We start from the raw sequence: 16,276 nt of genomic DNA, 5'->3' as shown, positions 1-16,276 counted from the left end.
TCTCAGGCTGGCCGATTGCCCGACGCCTGAAGGAAGCGGGCCAGGCGCCGTGCCTCGGTCCACATGTCGTGGTCGCGGGAGGCGCGGATTTGCCCTTGTCGGGCCATGGTCAGGGCGGGCAGCGGCATGGTCAGGCAGTCCCGCATCGCCCGCGCCAGTTGCCGTTCATCCCCGGCCTCGACCAGCCGCCCGGTGACATTGTCCTCGACCAGTTCGGGGATGCCTGCAATGTTGGTGGCGATCACCGGCAGGCCGGACGCCATCGCCTCCATGAGGACGACCGGCAGCCCCTCGGCGAACGAGGGCAGGACGAACAGGTCGGCCTCGGCCATCCGGGCGGCGACCTGCTGCTGGTTCTGGGCGCCGGTAAAGGCGATCCTGCCGTCCAGCCCCAGGCTTGAGGCCATCGCCTCAAGCCCGGCGCGGTCGGGGCCGTCGCCGACGATGGTCAGGACGGCATCGGGACAGTCGCGGGCAATCCGGCCGAACGCCCCGATCAGGACGGATACCCCCTTGACCGGCACCAGGCGGCCGACGAACAAGAGGCGTCGCAGGGGCGGCGTCCGGTCGGCCCGGCGATAGGCGGCGGGGTCGATCCCGCAGCGAACGATCTGCAACTTGGGCCAGTCCCGGCTGTCGCATCGCTGCCGGGCCTGGTCGCGGCAGAACGCGCTGATGCAGGCGACGAAATCCGCCGATGCGATTTTGGCGGCCATCTGCCGCGACGGGCCTTCCAGGAAGTCGTCCGGGCCGTGCAGAGTGAAGCTGAACGGAATCCCCGCAAGAACCGAGGCATAGAGGCTGACCGAGGCCGAGGCCATGCCAAGCTGGTTGTGGATCCGCGTGGCGCCGGATCGGTCCAGAAACCGCGCCAGCACCATCGCCTCGATCAGATAGGCCACTTGCCGGGCATGGCCGCCGATCCCCGTCGCGCCGCTGTGTCGCAAGATGCCTGCGGCCCGCGCCAGCCGCCGGGGCCTGCGGATTGCCCGACCCACGGCGGCCAGCAGGGTCAGCGGCCTGCAAGCGGCGGCCAGCAGATAGAAGGTGGTCCCCGCCGCCGTCCGTTCATCCGGGCCGATCAGATGGGCGGGTTGGGGCCGGTTGACCGAACAGGTCGTCACCCGCAGCCCCATGGCGCGCAGGGCGGCGACCTCGCGCAGAATGAAGGTATGCGACACGGCGGGATAAAGGCCCGTCAGATAAACGATGTGATCCGAAGGCAAACCTTATCCCCAGGCCGAAGCGGCGATTATCAAATGACAGTCGTGTTTTTATTCAATGCCGCCGTTTTTCCAAAGCTGATTTTTGCTGGTTGGTAAATGCGGGTCAGCCGCTGATTTGGTCGGATTTGTCTAGTCAAAACCGTTGTGAGGTTGAGGTCTATAATCACGCCACAACCAAAGCGGAATTAAAAATTGGTTAATTTTTAAGGAACTGTCCAAATGGACAGGTTTTCGGCGAAAGGACTGCCGATAAAGATCGCGTGATTTCCCTGTCGGCGGCCGCATGGCGATCCGGGGACAATAAGAGAAGCATGTTCTGCCGAATATCCGGGCTGTCGTTTTGTTGAGTTTTTTGGAGTGACATGTTATGAATCAGAATATCCGCATTCCGCGCAGCCTGTCGCCGGCCCGCTCCTATGAAGGCAGGGCCGCACCGGATTTCGCCACGACTGTCCGGCATCATGTCCTGCTTGTGGACCTGAACAACTTTTCGACCTTTCCGACCCTTGCCATCGGGCTGCTGATCGCCGCGCTTCGCAACACGGGGCAGACGGTCGAACTGCTGTCGCCGCTTGCCCATGACGTGCCCGCCGCCGCCCGCGAGCGGCAGGAAAACGTCTTCGATCATCTGCGCCGCCGGATCAGCCTGACGGACATGCCGCAGGCCTATGCCCTGCGCGACCTGTTGCGAAAGGCTTACCGCGCCCGGCACGAACGTCCGCATCCGACCGTCCTGAAGCAGGCGGCGCGCGCCATTGCCCGGCGGCCGGACGTGATCCTGATTTCGGCCTATCTGCAACATATGACGACGATCCGCGCCCTGGCCGCGCTGGCCAGGGAGGCCGGCATTCCGGTGATCGTGGGCGGGCCGATGTTCAACCTGACCCATGTCGCCCAGGAATGGCGCCAGGTGCCGGGCATCTCGATGCTGTTCGGGGGAGAGGCCGACCTGGTGCTGCCCGACCTGCTGCGGACCTTCCTGACCAAGGGGGACGTGCTGCAATATCCTGGCGTGACGCTGGCGGATGGCCGCAGCTCGTCCGTCGCGCCTCCTCTGCGGCCGCTGGACGCCACGCCGATCCCGGATTTCACCGATTTTCCCTGGGACCGCTATCCGGTGCGCATCGTGCCCCTGATGACGGGGCGCGGCTGTCAGTGGGACCGCTGCCTGTTCTGTTCGGACGTGATCTCGGCCTCGGGCCGCAAGTTCCGCACCCGCAGCATCGACAGCGTGCTGCTGGAAATGCAGGAACAGGCGCGCCGCCACAACACCGCCAGCTTCCTGTTCCTGGACCTGAAGCTGAATTCCTGGCCCGACATGATCCGCGGCATCGCGGGCCGGATCCAGGATTACGTCCAGGGGGCCGAATGGGTCGGCACCGTCCATGTCGATCAGCGCGACGACAACGGACTGTCGCGCCGCGATCTGATGGCCGCCGTGGACGGCGGGATGCGCCGGGTGTCCTTCGGCCTGGAAACGGGCAGCCAGGCCCTGCTGGACCGGATGCGGAAGGGCAGCAGCGTCGAACGCAATTCGCAGTTCATCCACGACGCCCATGCCGCAGGCCTGTCGATCCGCTGCACCATGTTCAAGGGCTTCCCCGGCGAGACGGCGCAGGACATGGAGGCGACCGAACGGTTCCTGGAAACCCATGGGCACATGCTGGACCGGGTGCGCTTCAACAATTTCAGCCTGTACACCGACACGCCCGTCTGGCGCGACATGGTGGGCACTGCGGAAAGCGGCGCCGAACTGGCGCTGACCACCAGCGATCACGCCCGCGCCCAGTTCGGCTATCGGCGGCTGCGGCCGTTCGGGCGGGATTACCGCCGGTCCAAGGCGCGGGTGCTGTCCATCGTCCACCAGATCAACCGGCGCCCCCTGCGCGATTCGGCACGGCAGTTCGACGGTCTGATGTGATGTGATGGCGCTGTTTCGCGGAGGCTGGCAGCGCGCCGATGCGCTGCACGGAAGCCCCTTGCAGCGACGGCTGCGGCGCCTGTCGGCCCTGGAGAGGAGAGAGGAGGCGCGCGCCTTCCTGGACGCCTTCCATGATGCCATGGGGGCGGGAAAGGCCGCCCGGCAGGCGCGCTGGTCCGCAGTCCGGCGAGAGCTTGCCAGGACCGGCCATTACGAACACACCCCCGACGAGCTGGCCTATGGCGCGCGCCTGGCCTGGCGCAACAACGGGCGCTGCATCGGCCGGCTGCTGTGGGAAAGCCTGGATGTCGTGGACTGCCGCCACCTGACGGATCCCGCGCAGATCGCCCAGCGGGTCTTTGCCCATCTGGACGAGGCGCATGGCGACGGGCGCATTCGATCGATCATCTCGGTCTTCGCGCCGGTCCGGGGGACGGACCTGCCGGCTTGGATCGAAAGCCCCCAGGCGATCCAGTATGCGGCCCATGTCCAGGCCGACGGGCGTGTGACCGGCGACCGGCAGAACCAGGAAATGACGCGCATCGCCATGTCGCTGGGCTGGCGGCCGCCACTGGTGCCGGGGGCGTTCGATCCCCTGCCGCTGATGATCCGGGACCGGGAGGACCGGCGGCACATCGTCGACCTGCCGCCGTCCTGCATCCGCGAGGTGCCGATCACCCATCCGGGCTTTCCCGCCGTCGCCGAATTGGGCCTGCGGTGGTATTCGGTTCCGCTGGTCACCGGCCATATCATGACCATCGGCGGGATCGACTATCCCTGCGCGCCGTTCAACGGCTTCTACATGGGGACCGAGATCGCATCGCGCGATTTCGCAGACAGGAAACGCTATGACGTTCTGGGCCATCTGGCCCAAGCCGTCGGGATCGTGCCCGATCAGCGGGCCGATCCGCTGTGGAAGGACCGGGCGCTGACCGAATTGAACGCGGCGGTCCTGCATTCGTATCGCCAGGCCGGGGTCACGATCCTGGACCATCACAGCGCCTCGGACCAGTTCATGACGTTTCACCGGCGCGAACAGGCGGCGGGCCGCTGCGTCGCGGCCGACTGGCGCTGGATCGTGCCGCCCCAGGCCGCGGCGGCCTGCGATGTCTTCCATCTGAAGATGCGGAATTTCCACCCGGTTCCGAACTTCTATCGCGACCGGGGCGACGAGGGGCTGCGGATGATGCCCTGGTACGGCGACCGGCATCGCCGCCGCAGCCTTGTCTGGCTGGACCGCTTTCACCGCCGCTGGAAAATCTGGAAGCGGATGGCGGGTTAAGGCCCGCCGCCCGCGTCGGCGGGAGGCGACGATCTCCCGGACCGCCCCGCTCCCCCCGGCTTGGACGGCGGGTTGCAGATCCAGGCCCAAGGCGCGTGTCGCGACCTTTAGCTTGGCGCGGGTCTTGGAACCGCGTTCGCGCAGGACCAGCGGATGACCGGAACGCTGATCCAGCCGCAACTGCCCGGCGCCCGCCAGATCGTGCGTGCGCGCCACAAAGGCGATGATGGGGACGAACCGAGAAGCTGGCAGTCGAAGCTCCTCAGGGTCGGCATCTGGCCCAGAGCGCCCAGGTCGGCCTCTCCTGCGCTGGTCGCGTCACCTGCTTGCGCATCCGGTTGAACAACAGAACGTCGTATTCTTCTTCCAGCTTGCGGACCTGATCGGAAATGTCAGGCTGGGTCGGCAGCAATTCCTGGGCCGCGCGGGAAAAGCCCCAGGGGTGGCGACGCAACTGGATACAGCGCCTCGCAGCCTCGGGAAATTCTATGATACCATCGGAAGTAACGATTTGATTTGTAAAACGCCGTGCGGCTTTCGTGAAGGTCCATACGCGGAGACCACGCCATGCATCCCATCCTGATCCTGATCCATCTGGCCGCCGCCGTCATGCTGTTGCTGTGGGCGGTCAGGATGGTGCGGACCGGGGTGGAACGTGCCTGGGGGCTGTCCCTGCGCCGCACCCTGCGACAGGCGAGGGGCGGATCGGCGGGTATCGCCATGGCCGGGATGATCCTGGCCGTCGTGCTGCAAAGCTCGACCGCGGTGGGGGTGCTGGCGGTGGGTTTTGCCGCATCGGGGATGCTGGGGGTGACGGCGGGCATCGCGGCGATGCTGGGGGCGGATCTGGGATCGGCCTTGGTCGTGAAGCTGCTGTCCTTCGACCTGTCCGAACTGATCCCGATCCTGCTGCTGGCCGGGGCGACGATGTTCCTGAAGTTCGAGAACCGCCAGATCCGCCAGATCGGCCGCATCGTCCTTGGCATCGGCTTCATCCTGCTGTCGCTGGGCATGGTGGCCGAGGCGACCGAGCCGCTGCGCGACAGCGCGGTGCTGCCGCAGGTCGCGGCCTATCTGCGCGGCGATCCGCTGACGGCCTTTGCGCTGGCGGCGCTGCTGGCCTGGGGGCTGCATTCCTCGGTCGCGGCGCTGCTGCTGTTTGCCAGCTTCGCCTCGGGTGGGCTGCTGCCGGCCCAGGCGGCCGCGCCGATGGTTCTGGGTGCCAATCTGGGCGGCGCGCTGATCGCGGCCTGGCTGACGCGCGGGACGGCGCTGCCCGAACGCCGCATCCCGATGGGCAACCTGATCTTTCGCGGCACGGGCGCGGTCGCCGCGCTGATCCTGCTGCAAGTCGTGCCGCAGCCGTTGCAATACCTGGGCGGCGATGCCGGGGTGCAGCTTGTCAATTTCCACGTGCTGTTCAACGCCGCGCTGCTGATCGTGGCATTGCCCCTGGCGGGGACGATGGACCGGCTGACCGCGCGCCTGTGGCCCAAGCCCGATGGCGCCGAGGCGATGCCCGGCTATCGCAGTTCGCTGGACCCGTCCTCGCTGTCCCAGCCCCGGCTGGCGCTTGCCAGTGTGCAGCGCGAACTGCTGCGCATGGCCGAGGCGGTCGAGGCGATGCTGCGTCCGGTCGCCGACGTGCTGGAGGGCGGCGACGCCCGCCGGATCGCCCAGCTTCGCGCCATGGATGACGAGGTGAACCAGCGTCACACGGACATCAAGCTGTTCATTGCCCGGATCAATCGCGGCGACCTGACCGAGGACGAGGCGAAGCGCAGTCTGGAACTGGCCGCCATGGCCATCGACTTCGAGGCGATCGGTGATCTGATCGCCAAGAACCTGCTGGCCCAGGCGGACGAGAAGCTTCAGCGGCAGCTGCGGTTTTCGGCGGAAGGATGGGAGGAGTTGTCCCGGATGCACGCCCGTGTCCTGGCCAACATGCAGCTTGCCCTGCATGTGATGGTCAGCGGCGACCTGTCCGCCGCCCGCCAGCTTGTGGCCGAGAAATCGGTGCTGCGCCGTCTGGAACGGGAAAGCCACGACCGCCATCTGGCGCGGCTGCGCAGCGGCCAGGCCGAAAGCATGGAAACCAGCGACCTGCACCTTGAGGTGGTCAGATCCCTGAAGGAAATCAATTCTTTGTTGGTGAAGGTGGCCTATCCCATCCTGACCCGGAACGGCGATCTGCTGGAATCCCGGCTGACGCGCGAAGAAACATCGAAGAATCTTATGATCTGATCCCTGGGACGGTGCGAGGCTTCGTCGTGGCAAACGATCAACGACCGCCGCCACGGCTGCCTTCCCGGACGCAGCGGTGGCCGGTGCGATGGCGTCGGCCATCCCACGGGTTGCGCCATGGCCCCCAAGCGCGCAGACTGGACCCGTCATGAAGGGGGGAGACGGGGATGAAATATCCGGCACTTGCCATCGCGCTGCTTCTGGGCAGCGTTGCCATGGGACAGGCCCAGCAGGCGACCGATGCCGTCGCGCCCGAAGGCGCGACCGAGGCGCCCGGCCGGGGCGACGCCTTCGGTCCCCTGACCGAGGCGGCGCGCGCGGCCCTGACCGCCAAGGCCGAGGGCAGGCCCGTCGCCGGCCAGGACTGGATGGTCAGCGCGGCCCATCCCCTGGCGGTCCAGGCAGGCGCCAGGATCCTGGCGGCCGGGGGCAGCGCGGCGGATGCGATGATTGCGGTGCAGGCGGTGCTGGGTCTGGTGGAACCGCAAAGCTCGGGCCTGGGGGGCGGGGCCTTCCTGGTCTGGTATGACGCCGAGACCGGCGAGCTGACGACGCTGGACGGGCGCGAGACCGCCCCCCTGGCCGCGACGCCCACGCTGTTTCTGGACGATGCCGGGCAGCCGATGGAGTTCATGGACGCCGTGGTCGGCGGCCGTTCGGTCGGCACCCCCGGCACCCCCGCCCTGCTGGAGGCCGCGCATCGCAGATGGGGCCGGGCGAATTGGGCGGGCCTGTTCGACGACGCCCTGCGGCTGGCCGAGGAAGGCTTCACCGTCTCGCCCCGCCTGGCCGATCTGGTCGCGGCCGAGGGTGACGCCCTGCAACCCGATCCGGCAACGGCGGCCTATTTCTTTCCCGGCGGAAAGCCGGTCGCGGCAGGGGCATTGCTGAAAAACCCGGCCTATGCCGAAACGCTGCGCAGGTTGGCGGACCAGGGCGCCGACGGGTTCTATCGGGGCGAGGTCGCCGAGGGCATCGTTGCCGCCGTGCGGGGCGCGGACAATCCCGGCCTGCTGGCCCTGGGCGATCTGGCCGCCTATCGCGTGGTCGAACGCCCCGCCGTCTGCGTGGAATACCGCGCCCACGATGTCTGCGGCATGGGGCCGCCCTCGTCCGGGGGGCTGACCGTGGGGCAGATCCTGGGGATGCTGGGCGGGTACGATCTGGCGGCACTGGGGGCGGAAAACCCGGACAGCTGGCGGCTGATCGGCGACGCCTCGCGGCTGGCCTTTGCCGACCGGGGCCGCTTCATGGCCGACAGCGACCATGTGCCGATGCCGACCGAGGGGCTGATCGATCCCGCCTATCTGGCCGAACGGGCCAAGCTGCTGGCGGGCGACGACAGCCTGCCCGAGGTCGCGCCGGGCCAGCCCGGCTGGTCCCACGCGGCGCTGTGGGGGCAGGACAGGTCTCTGGAACTGCCCTCGACCACGCATATCTCGATCGTGGACCGGCAGGGCAATGCGCTGTCGATGACCACCACCATCGAGAACGGCTTCGGGTCGCGGGTGATGGCGCATGGCTTCCTGCTGAACAACGAACTGACCGATTTCAGCTTCGAGACCCATGACGCCGACGGCTGGCCCATCGCCAATGCGCTGGCGCCGGGCAAGCGGCCCCGGTCGTCCATGGCGCCGACCATCGTGCTGAAGGACGGCAAGCCCGCGATGGTGATCGGATCGCCGGGCGGCAGCCGCATCCTCGGCTATGTCGCACGGGCGATCATCGCCCATCTGGACTGGGGCATGGACATCCAGAAAGCCGTGGCCGCGCCCAATCTGGTGAACCGCTTCGGTCCCATGGATGTCGAACCGGGCCTGCCCGCCGCCCTGGCCGACGGCCTGACCGCCCTGGGATTCGAGCTGAAGGAGACCGAGCTGACCTCGGGCCTGCAAGGCATCGTGATCGGCCCCGAGGGCCTGTCGGGGGGCGCCGATCCCCGGCGCGAAGGCATTGCCCTGGGCGGCTGAGCATGAAAAAGGGCGCGCCTGACGCGCGCCCTTTCCGTCGTGGGAATGCCGCCGCTTATTCGTCAGCCCAGGCGAATTCCGGGGCGTTTTCCAAGGCCGCGCGGTTAGCGGTGAAGACGATGAAATACTCGTTTTCCGAATCGCCGTCGCGGATGGTGCGCAGGTCGTCCATGGACACCGCCACCGTCCGTTCGCCCAAGCCCAGGAAGCCGCCGATATCGACCAGCACGGCCTTGACCTGGCCGTCCTGGCTCAGCACCAGGTCGCTGATCTCGCCGATGTCGTTCCAGTTCTGGTCGACCTCGGTATAGGTCGCGCCCACGTCCACCTCGGTTTCCGAGCTGTAGAGGCGCTTGCCGATGAAGGTTTCGGCCGACATGTCGCCCGCCATGGCGGTATAGCCGAAGCCATCGTCCGTGGCCGCGGTGGTCGTCGCGTCCGCGGCAGGCGCGGTGGTCGCGGTATCCGCCGCGGGGGCGGTGGTCGTGGTGGCATCGGCGGCAGGGGCGGTGGTGGCGTCGGTCGCCGTCTGCGCCATCACGGGCGAGGCAAGCATGGCGACAAGGGCGGTGGAAGCAAGCAGCTTGGTCATGGGCAATGGTCCTTCTTGTCTGCGTCTGTACGGGTCCGGCTGGGCCGGCTGTCCAGTCAACAGCCGGGACGGGACAGGGTTCCCACACGATTTGGCAAACTGAATGTGAAGCGGGGCGGTGGGCTGCGAAACCGTGGCTTTCTTTGCGTTCGATCAACGACGCCCCGGCCCGGCCGGGGAATTCTGAACGTCAGGATTTTGGGGAACGGACATGCTGGGCAAGGCGCTTTCCAGATGGACATTGGCGTGGTTCGCCTCGGCGCTGGCATTTCTGCTGGCGGCCCTGGTGCTGGCTTGCCTGGGCCTTGCCGGACCCGGCCGCTGGTCGGGGGCAGGGGCCCTGGCCGCCGTGCATCTGTTCGCGCTTGGATGGCTGAGCCAGATGATGCTGGGTTCGCTGATCCAGTTCGTGCCGGTGCTGACCGCGCGCGCGCTGATCCTGCCCCGGCTGGCGCTGCCCGCGCTGATCCTGTGCGGCCTGGGGACGCTGGAGCTGGCGGCGGGTTTGCTGACGCTGGAGGGCTGGCCCACGGGCACGCTGCTGGCGGCGGGGCCGGTGCTGCTGGGGCTGGGCTTCGCGCTGGCCTTGGCGATGCTGGGCGGGACGCTGGTCGCCGCGCGGGCCTGGCGCACCCAGGACGGCGCGACGGTGCTGACGGCGCTGCTGGCGCTGCCGGTCCTGTGGGGAACCGGGACGGGCATGGCCTGGGCCTTCGAGGGGGCGGGCTGGGCCGCCGCGCTGCTGCCCGACGGGCTGGCGCCGCATATCCTGCTGGGCGGGGGCTTCTGGCTGACCCTGGCGGCGATGGGCGTCAGCTATCGGCTGTTTCCGATGTTCCTGATCGCCCCGGATGGGGGCAGCCGCCTGCGCCGCGCGGCGCTGATCGCGGCGGGGGTGGCGCTGGCGCTGCTGCTGGCCGCGCTTGGCACCCTGCTGGCGGGCGGCGATCCCTGGCCCCTGGCCTGGGGCTGCGCCGCCGTCTGCGCCCTGGCGACGGGCCTGTATCTGGCTGAAATCCGCCGCATCTGGCGCAGCCGCCGCGCCCCCCGCCCCGAGGTCAACATGCTGTGGAGCCGCGCCGCCCTGGGCTTCCTGGCCCTTGCCGCCCTGCTGGCGATTCCCGCGCTGACCCTGGGCGGTGCCTGGGCCGAGGCGGCGGTCTTTGCCGCCCTGGCCGGGTGGCTGTCCACGCTGACGCTGGCGCAGATGGTCAAGATCACCAGCTTCCTGACCTGGATTCAGGTCTTCGCGCCCCGGATCGGGCGCGCGCCGGTGCCGATGGTCCACGACCTGACCGATGCCCGGACGGCCGGGCGGTCCTTGGCGTTGTGGGTCGCGGGCGCCCTGGGCGGCACCCTGGCGCTGGCCGTGCAAAGCCCGGCGGCCTTCGAGATCTCGGCCCTTGCGCTTTTGCTGGCGGCGCTGCTGCATGGGCACGAACTGATCGCCATCCGCCGCCTGCGCCACCTGCCCGGCCACCTGCGTCCCGACGCGCTGCCGCCGATGATCCTTCCCCCTTCCGACCGGAGTTTCGACTATGACAACCCCCGCCCCGCATCGGCTTGATGTCCGCCCCTCGCTTGCGCAGGGCCAGGATCCCTTTTCCCAGATCATGCAGGCCGTGGACGGCTTGCAGCCGGGTCAGCCGCTGCTGCTGATCGCGCCGTTCCGCCCGGTGCCCCTGTTCAACGTGATGGCCAATCGCGGCTTTTCGGCCAGCGACCGGCAATTGCCCGATGGCGGCTGGCAGGTGGAGTTCACCCCCATCGCGGGCGAGGCGGTCGAGGAGGGGCTGGCCCCCGGATCCGCGCCCGGCGCCGCGCTGTGGCCCGACCCGGCCCGCACGCTGGATCTGTCGGGGCTGATGCCGCCTGAGCCGATGGTCCGCATCCTGGAAACCGTCGACCGCATGGCGCCGGGCGAGGTGCTGTTCGCCACGCTGGACCGCGAGCCGATGTTCCTGTTCCCCGAACTGGCGATGCGCCATCACGAATGGGCGGGCAATTTCGCGGCCGACGGGGCGACCTATCGTCTGCTGGTGCGGCGCGGGAACTGAGGGGAAACGGCCATGGCCGACTTGCAGGACAGGGTCCGCGACAGGCTGCGGACCGTGCTGGACCCGGAAACCGGCCGCGATCTGCTGGCCATGGGCATGATCTATGGCATCCAGGCGGACGACCGCGGCCATGTCGGGATCCAGATGACCACCACCACGCGTGGCTGTCCGCTGGCGGATTTCCTGCGCCTGGGCGTGGAAACCGCGCTGCAATCGCTGGAGGGCGTGGCCTCGGTCGATGTGCGTCTGGTCTGGGAGCCGGCCTGGACGCCGGACCGGATGGCGCCGCTCTGATCGGAGAAGTTCCGACGGGGCCGGTTCCCGGCAGGATACTCGGCTTGGCACGGGCGGGATCGGGAAACGCACTGCGTTTCCCCGCCCTTCGCGCCGCATCGCGATCAAAGACGGCGCAGCCCCGAACCACGGAAGGCCCGGCGGTTCAGGTAGGGAGGTCGCGACGTGGCGAAGGCGATGGCCTTCGCCAATCAAAGGCCATCCTTCTTGCCGTCACCGCGCTACGCCCCCGCCTGCGCCCCGGCGGGCTGGCGGCGGCGCAGGATCAGCATCGCGCCATGCTCGGCCACGAACAGCCCGAAGGCCCCCATCCACAGGATGCCCGCGGCCTCCATCAGGCGGGGTGATCCGGCCAGATCGGCCAGGGGACGGGCCAGGGCCGCGGCGAACAGGAACAGATAGGACAGCGTGGTCAGCCGCGACGCGGCAAGCGCCCGTCCGGTATGGCCACGCGTGGCCCGCGTCATGACCGCCAGCATCATCGCCCCGATCACGCCCACCGTCAGCACATGCAGCGCCGAGACCGGCTGCACGACCCCCGCGACCGATGCCGCGACCGCCAGGAAACCCAGCGGCACGAAGCCATAGGACAGGTGCAGCACCCACAGCAGCGGCTCTGACATGATCGCCCAGCCGCGCCAGCGGGCCAGCCGGGCGGCGTTCAGCAGCGCCGCCGCCGCGCAGGCCAGGGCGGCGGCGCGTGATTCAGGAGCCAGGGTCCAGGCGGCAAGCGCCAGGGCCGACAGAGCGATCACCCCCATGTCGAAGCGGTTATAGGGAACCGGCATCGCCGCCGCGCCCTGCCGGTTCAGCCAGTTGCGGGTGAAGCTGGGGATGATGCGCCCGCCGATGATCAGCACCAGGACGACATAGCCCGCCACCGCCGCCCGCAGCCACAGGCCCGGATCGCCGCCCAGCAGCACCGCGCCGTGAAAGCCCAGGTTGCCCGCCATGACCGCCGTCACTCCGGCCAGCACCTTGAGGTCGTTCCACTTGCGCCCTGCGACGATTTCCCGCGCCGCGATGGCCAGCAGCAGGGGCAGGAAGGCGGCGTCGATCGCGGCGGCCGCCCACGGCCCGGTCAGCGCGGCGGCCGCCATCGCCGCCCGGCCCGCCGCCCAGACCGAAAACAGGCCGATCAGCGCCGGACCCGAGACCGGCAGGCTGCCGGTCCAGTTGGGGATCGCCGTCAGCAGGAACCCCGCCAGCACCGCCGGGGCGAAGCCGAACACCATCTCGTGCGCGTGCCACAGCGCCGGGCCGTAATCGCCGCCCAGCGGCAGGCCGTGGATCAGCGCGGCGATCCACAGCGCCATGGCGGCCACCGCCCACAGCGCGCCGCCCAGGAAGAACGGCCGGAAGCCATAGGACCACAGCGCGGCGCCGTCGGCGCGCAGGCCGCGGGGGATTCGGGGACGTTTCGCATCAGACATGGCGCGTTCCTTTCGTAATCGTCACCCTGACCGATAGGCCGGAAAAACGCCCGCTCTTTGCGTTGCCGCAAGCATCGGTGCGAAAGGCCCGCACTTGGTTGATCCAGCACAACGTTTGCCGCGACGCGGCGTGGCATTGTTCCCTCAACCGGAATGAACCGGGACCGATCCTGTCACCGAGTATGAAGGAACAAGCCATGACCAACCTGTCCGTCAGTCGCCGCACGATCCTTGCAGGCGCAGCCATCGCGGGCGCGCTGAGCCAGGTCCGCGTCGCCGCCGCCGAAACCGCCGAGGCCGCCAAGGTGCTGACCCCGGCCGCCGCCACCGACGTGGACAGCCTGCCGCGCGTCAAGGTGGATCTGGTCGATCCGCCCTTCGTCCACGCCCATGAACAGGTCGCGACCGGCGGTCCCAAGGTCGTCGAATTCGAGATGACCATCGTCGAGAAGAAGATCACGCTGGACGACAGCGGCGCGGAATACTGGGCCTCGACCTTCAACGGCACCGTGCCGGGACCGCTGATGGTGGTCCACGAGGGCGATTATGTGGAACTGACCCTGATCAACCCCGACACCAACGAACTGATGCACAACATCGACTTCCACAGCTCGACCGGGGCGCTTGGCGGCGGCGGCCTGACCCAGGTGAACCCCGGCGAACGCTGCGTGCTGCGCTGGAAGGCCACGAAACCGGGCGTCTTCGTGTATCACTGCGCCCCTCCGGGCATGGTGGCCTGGCACGTCGTGTCCGGCATGAACGGCGCCGTCATGGTGCTGCCGCGCGACGGGCTGAAGGACCGCAACGGCAAGCTGGTCAGCTATGACAAGGTCTATTACGTCGGCGAACAGGATTTCTATGTCCCGCGCGACGAGGCGGGCAACTGGAAGACCTATGACAGCCCCGGCGAAAGCTACGAGGATGTGGTGGCTGTCATGAAGACCCTGACGCCGACGCATGTGGTCTTCAACGGCGCGGTGGGTGCGCTGACCGGCGACAACGCCATGAAGTCCAAGGTCGGCGAGACGGTGGCCTTCGTCCACAGCCAGGCCAACCGCGACACCCGGCCCCACCTGATCGGCGGGCACGGCAACTATGTCTGGGCGACCGGCAAGTTCAACAACCCGCCCGAGGAAGGCCTGGAAACCTGGTTCATTCCCGGCGGCACGGCGGGGCTGATGATCTATACCTTCGAACAGCCGGGCGTCTATGCCTATGTGAACCACAACCTGATCGAGGCTTTCGAGCTTGGCGCCGCCGCCCATGTGATCGTCGAGGGCGAGTGGAACGATGACCTGATGAAGCAGGTCGTGGCCCCCGCCGCCGTCGTCTGATCCGGCCGTGATCCCCGCCGTCCCCGCGCCTTCCCGCGCGGGAACGGCCCATCCCCTTTCCCCAAAATCCCGGAGCGAAGGACATGCACGCCACCGTTGTTCTGCTGGCCGGGGCCGTCGCCGGCGCGCTTGGCCTGTCGCTGTGGCCACTGGATCATCGCCCCGCGCCCGACCTGCCCCGCATGGTGCGGCTGGATCCCCAGCCCTTCGAACACCGCCTGGACGGCGACTGGCGCCAGGCGGGCCGGTCCTCGGATGCGCCGGTGCAGATGACCCGGATCCCCGCCCCCGTCGAGATCATGGAAACCGCCGTAAGCACCGGCCAATGGCTGGATTGCGTGGCGGCGGGCGCCTGTCTTGCGCCGGGCGGCCCGGTCGACCGCCCCGACCTGCCGGTGACGGGGGTCAGTTGGCTGGACGCGGTGGCCTATGCCGAATGGCTGTCTGCCGAAACCGGCCAGGTCTGGCGCCTGCCCGCCGATGTCGAATGGGCCTATGCCGCGGCCGAAATGTTTCGCGACGACGCCCTGGGCGTGCGCAGCGATCCCGACAACCCTGCGGTCCGCTGGCTGGCGGAATATGCCGCCGATGCGGCCCGCAGCCGCGAACTGGACCGCGAAATCCGGCCGGTGGGCAGCCTGAACGTCAACTCGAAAGGCATCCGCGACATCGGCGGCGCGGTCTGGGAATGGACCTCGACCTGTTTGCGCCGGGTCGACCAGGACGCCTCGGGCGCGATCCTGCGCCAAGACGACATCTGCGGCATCTATATCGTCGAGGGGCTGCACCGCGCCGCGGTCGCCGATTTCGTGCGCGATCCCAAATCCGGCGGCTGCTCGGTGGGGGTGCCTCCCGCCAACCTGGGTTTCCGCCTGGTCCGAGAGGTCGCCGACTGACCGAACGTCCCCGGCCCTCCGAAGGCTTTGCGTCCCCCTTCGTTTTGCGGCACTAACAAAGGAACCCAAGGTGAAGGCGCAAGACGTGGCAATCGACGTATCCCAGGTGCGCAACCTGCCCCTGTTCCGGCAAATGGAACCGACGGCCCNCGCCACGCCGCGCCGGGTGGCGCAGGGGGGGCTGGTCTTCGAACAGGGGGCCGAGGCGGTCGCGTTCTATCTGCTGCTGCACGGGCGGCTGAAGGTGACGCAGGTGACGCCCGACGGCCAGCAGGTGATGGTCCGCGTGGTCCATCCGGGCGACCTGTTCGGCTTTGCGCGCGCCCTGGCCCGGCCCGACTATCCCGGCACCGCGCGCGCCGCCGTCGAATCCATCGTGGTGGGCTGGCCGATGGCCGACTGGGACGCGGTGGTGGAAAACAACCCCCGTCTGGCGATCAACGCCATGCAGACCATCGGCCAGCGCCTGGACGAAGCCCATACCCGTCTGCGCGAGATGTCCACCCAAGAGGTCGAGCGCCGCGTGGCCCATGCCGTCCTGCGGCTGGCCGAAAAGGCGGGCCGGATCGAAGCGGCGGGCACCCGCATCGACTTTCCCATCACCCGCCAGGACATCGCGGAAATGACCGGCACCACGCTGCATACCGTCTCGCGACTCTTGTCGTCGTGGGAAAGCCAGGGCCTGGTCGAGGGCGGGCGCCAGAAGCTGACCGTGGTGGATGCCGAGGGCCTGGCCCGCATCGCCGACCCCGAGGATTAAACGGCCCCTTGTTTGCGTTTTCGCAAAGTGCAGGGGGGTGCGGGGGCCTAGATCCCTGATCAACGGACCGTTCCCGGTCCGCGACTTCAGGAGAAAGACCCATGAAACGCGCCCTCTTCCTTGCCCCTGCCTTGGCCCTGACCTTCGCCCTGTCCGGCACGGCCTTCGCCGCCGAGCACGAAGTCCACATGATGAACAAGGGCGAGGCCGGGATGATGGTGTTCGAACCCGCCTTCGTGAAGGCCGAACCCGGCGACGTGATCCACT

Annotated in this window: 14 protein-coding genes and 1 pseudogene; 11 read left to right on the top strand and 4 right to left on the bottom strand. The window is 68.4% G+C overall.

Annotated elements, in window-relative coordinates; all coding sequences use genetic code 11:
• Positions 1 to 2: 2 nt before the first annotated feature.
• Positions 3 to 1,226, bottom strand: a complete 1,224-nt coding sequence (locus tag ACTJI6_RS00075) for a glycosyltransferase (RefSeq protein WP_440796745.1) — start codon at positions 1,224 to 1,226, stop codon at positions 3 to 5.
• Positions 1,227 to 1,593: 367 nt separating this feature from the next.
• On the opposite strand from ACTJI6_RS00075, the gene ACTJI6_RS00070 reads away from it, so the two are divergent.
• Both ACTJI6_RS00070 and ACTJI6_RS00065 read left to right on the top strand, forming a co-directional pair.
• Positions 1,594 to 3,147 carry a B12-binding domain-containing radical SAM protein gene (locus ACTJI6_RS00070; protein ID WP_440796743.1) on the top strand — a complete coding sequence of 518 codons (1,554 nt, stop codon included), beginning with the start codon at positions 1,594 to 1,596 and terminating at the stop codon, positions 3,145 to 3,147.
• Positions 3,148 to 3,151: 4 nt separating this feature from the next.
• Entirely contained in the window at positions 3,152 to 4,429 is a 1,278-nt protein-coding gene (locus ACTJI6_RS00065; RefSeq protein WP_440796741.1) for a nitric oxide synthase oxygenase, read from the top strand.
• A 262-nt stretch (positions 4,430 to 4,691) separates the two neighbouring features.
• Here ACTJI6_RS00065 and ACTJI6_RS00060 read toward each other — a convergent pair whose 3' ends face one another.
• Entirely contained in the window at positions 4,692 to 4,883 is a 192-nt protein-coding gene (locus ACTJI6_RS00060; protein WP_440796739.1) for a LysR family transcriptional regulator, read from the bottom strand.
• A gap of 113 nt (positions 4,884 to 4,996) precedes the next feature.
• Between ACTJI6_RS00060 and ACTJI6_RS00055 the strand changes: the two genes are divergently transcribed.
• Both ACTJI6_RS00055 and ggt read left to right on the top strand, forming a co-directional pair.
• Positions 4,997 to 6,673 (top strand): Na/Pi cotransporter family protein, encoded by a 1,677-nt coding sequence (locus ACTJI6_RS00055; RefSeq protein ID WP_440796737.1) that lies wholly within the window; start codon positions 4,997 to 4,999, stop codon positions 6,671 to 6,673.
• Between the two features lie 167 nt (positions 6,674 to 6,840).
• Positions 6,841 to 8,643, top strand: a complete 1,803-nt coding sequence (gene ggt, locus ACTJI6_RS00050; RefSeq protein WP_440796735.1) for a gamma-glutamyltransferase — start codon at positions 6,841 to 6,843, stop codon at positions 8,641 to 8,643.
• 55 nt (positions 8,644 to 8,698) lie between these two features.
• Here the strand turns inward: ggt and ACTJI6_RS00045 are convergent, their stop codons facing one another.
• Positions 8,699 to 9,235 carry a PRC-barrel domain-containing protein gene (locus tag ACTJI6_RS00045; RefSeq protein WP_440796733.1) on the bottom strand — a complete coding sequence of 179 codons (537 nt, stop codon included), beginning with the start codon at positions 9,233 to 9,235 and terminating at the stop codon, positions 8,699 to 8,701.
• A 211-nt stretch (positions 9,236 to 9,446) separates the two neighbouring features.
• Between ACTJI6_RS00045 and ACTJI6_RS00040 the strand changes: the two genes are divergently transcribed.
• From ACTJI6_RS00040 to ACTJI6_RS00030, 3 genes are read left to right on the top strand one after another with little or no spacing between them, the layout of a single operon-like run.
• The gene (locus ACTJI6_RS00040) at positions 9,447 to 10,802 is read left to right on the top strand and encodes a hypothetical protein (protein ID WP_440796731.1); all 1,356 of its coding nucleotides are present in this window, start codon (positions 9,447 to 9,449) and stop codon (positions 10,800 to 10,802) included.
• The gene (locus ACTJI6_RS00035; RefSeq protein ID WP_126152693.1) at positions 10,774 to 11,292 is read left to right on the top strand and encodes a DUF2249 domain-containing protein; all 519 of its coding nucleotides are present in this window, start codon (positions 10,774 to 10,776) and stop codon (positions 11,290 to 11,292) included. Before ACTJI6_RS00040 ends, ACTJI6_RS00035 begins: the two co-directional genes overlap by 29 nt.
• 12 nt (positions 11,293 to 11,304) lie before the next feature.
• Complete coding sequence (locus ACTJI6_RS00030; RefSeq protein ID WP_126152694.1) at positions 11,305 to 11,586, top strand: metal-sulfur cluster assembly factor; 282 nt, start codon at positions 11,305 to 11,307, stop codon at positions 11,584 to 11,586.
• Positions 11,587 to 11,807: 221 nt separating this feature from the next.
• On the opposite strand, the gene ACTJI6_RS00025 is transcribed toward ACTJI6_RS00030, so the two are convergent.
• The gene (locus ACTJI6_RS00025) at positions 11,808 to 13,019 is read right to left on the bottom strand and encodes an NnrS family protein (RefSeq protein ID WP_440796728.1); all 1,212 of its coding nucleotides are present in this window, start codon (positions 13,017 to 13,019) and stop codon (positions 11,808 to 11,810) included.
• Positions 13,020 to 13,216: 197 nt separating this feature from the next.
• On the opposite strand from ACTJI6_RS00025, the gene nirK reads away from it, so the two are divergent.
• The 4 genes and pseudogenes from nirK to ACTJI6_RS00005 form a co-directional block, all read left to right on the top strand.
• On the top strand, positions 13,217 to 14,353 hold the full coding sequence (nirK, locus tag ACTJI6_RS00020) for a copper-containing nitrite reductase (RefSeq protein WP_440796726.1): 1,137 nt from the start codon (positions 13,217 to 13,219) through the stop codon (positions 14,351 to 14,353).
• Between the two features lie 83 nt (positions 14,354 to 14,436).
• Complete coding sequence (locus tag ACTJI6_RS00015; RefSeq protein ID WP_126152697.1) at positions 14,437 to 15,249, top strand: SUMF1/EgtB/PvdO family nonheme iron enzyme; 813 nt, start codon at positions 14,437 to 14,439, stop codon at positions 15,247 to 15,249.
• 133 nt (positions 15,250 to 15,382) lie between these two features.
• Positions 15,383 to 16,009, top strand: a complete 627-nt coding sequence (locus ACTJI6_RS00010) for a Crp/Fnr family transcriptional regulator (RefSeq protein WP_440797316.1) — start codon at positions 15,383 to 15,385, stop codon at positions 16,007 to 16,009.
• 101 nt (positions 16,010 to 16,110) lie between these two features.
• A pseudogene (locus tag ACTJI6_RS00005) lies at positions 16,111 to 16,276 on the top strand (pseudoazurin); the annotation flags it as partial.

It is taken from the genome of Paracoccus sp. 22332 (genome assembly GCF_052045125.1).
Classification (GTDB): Bacteria; Pseudomonadota; Alphaproteobacteria; order Rhodobacterales; family Rhodobacteraceae; genus Paracoccus; species Paracoccus haematequi_A.
This window is presented reverse-complemented; position numbering and strand designations above follow the sequence as displayed.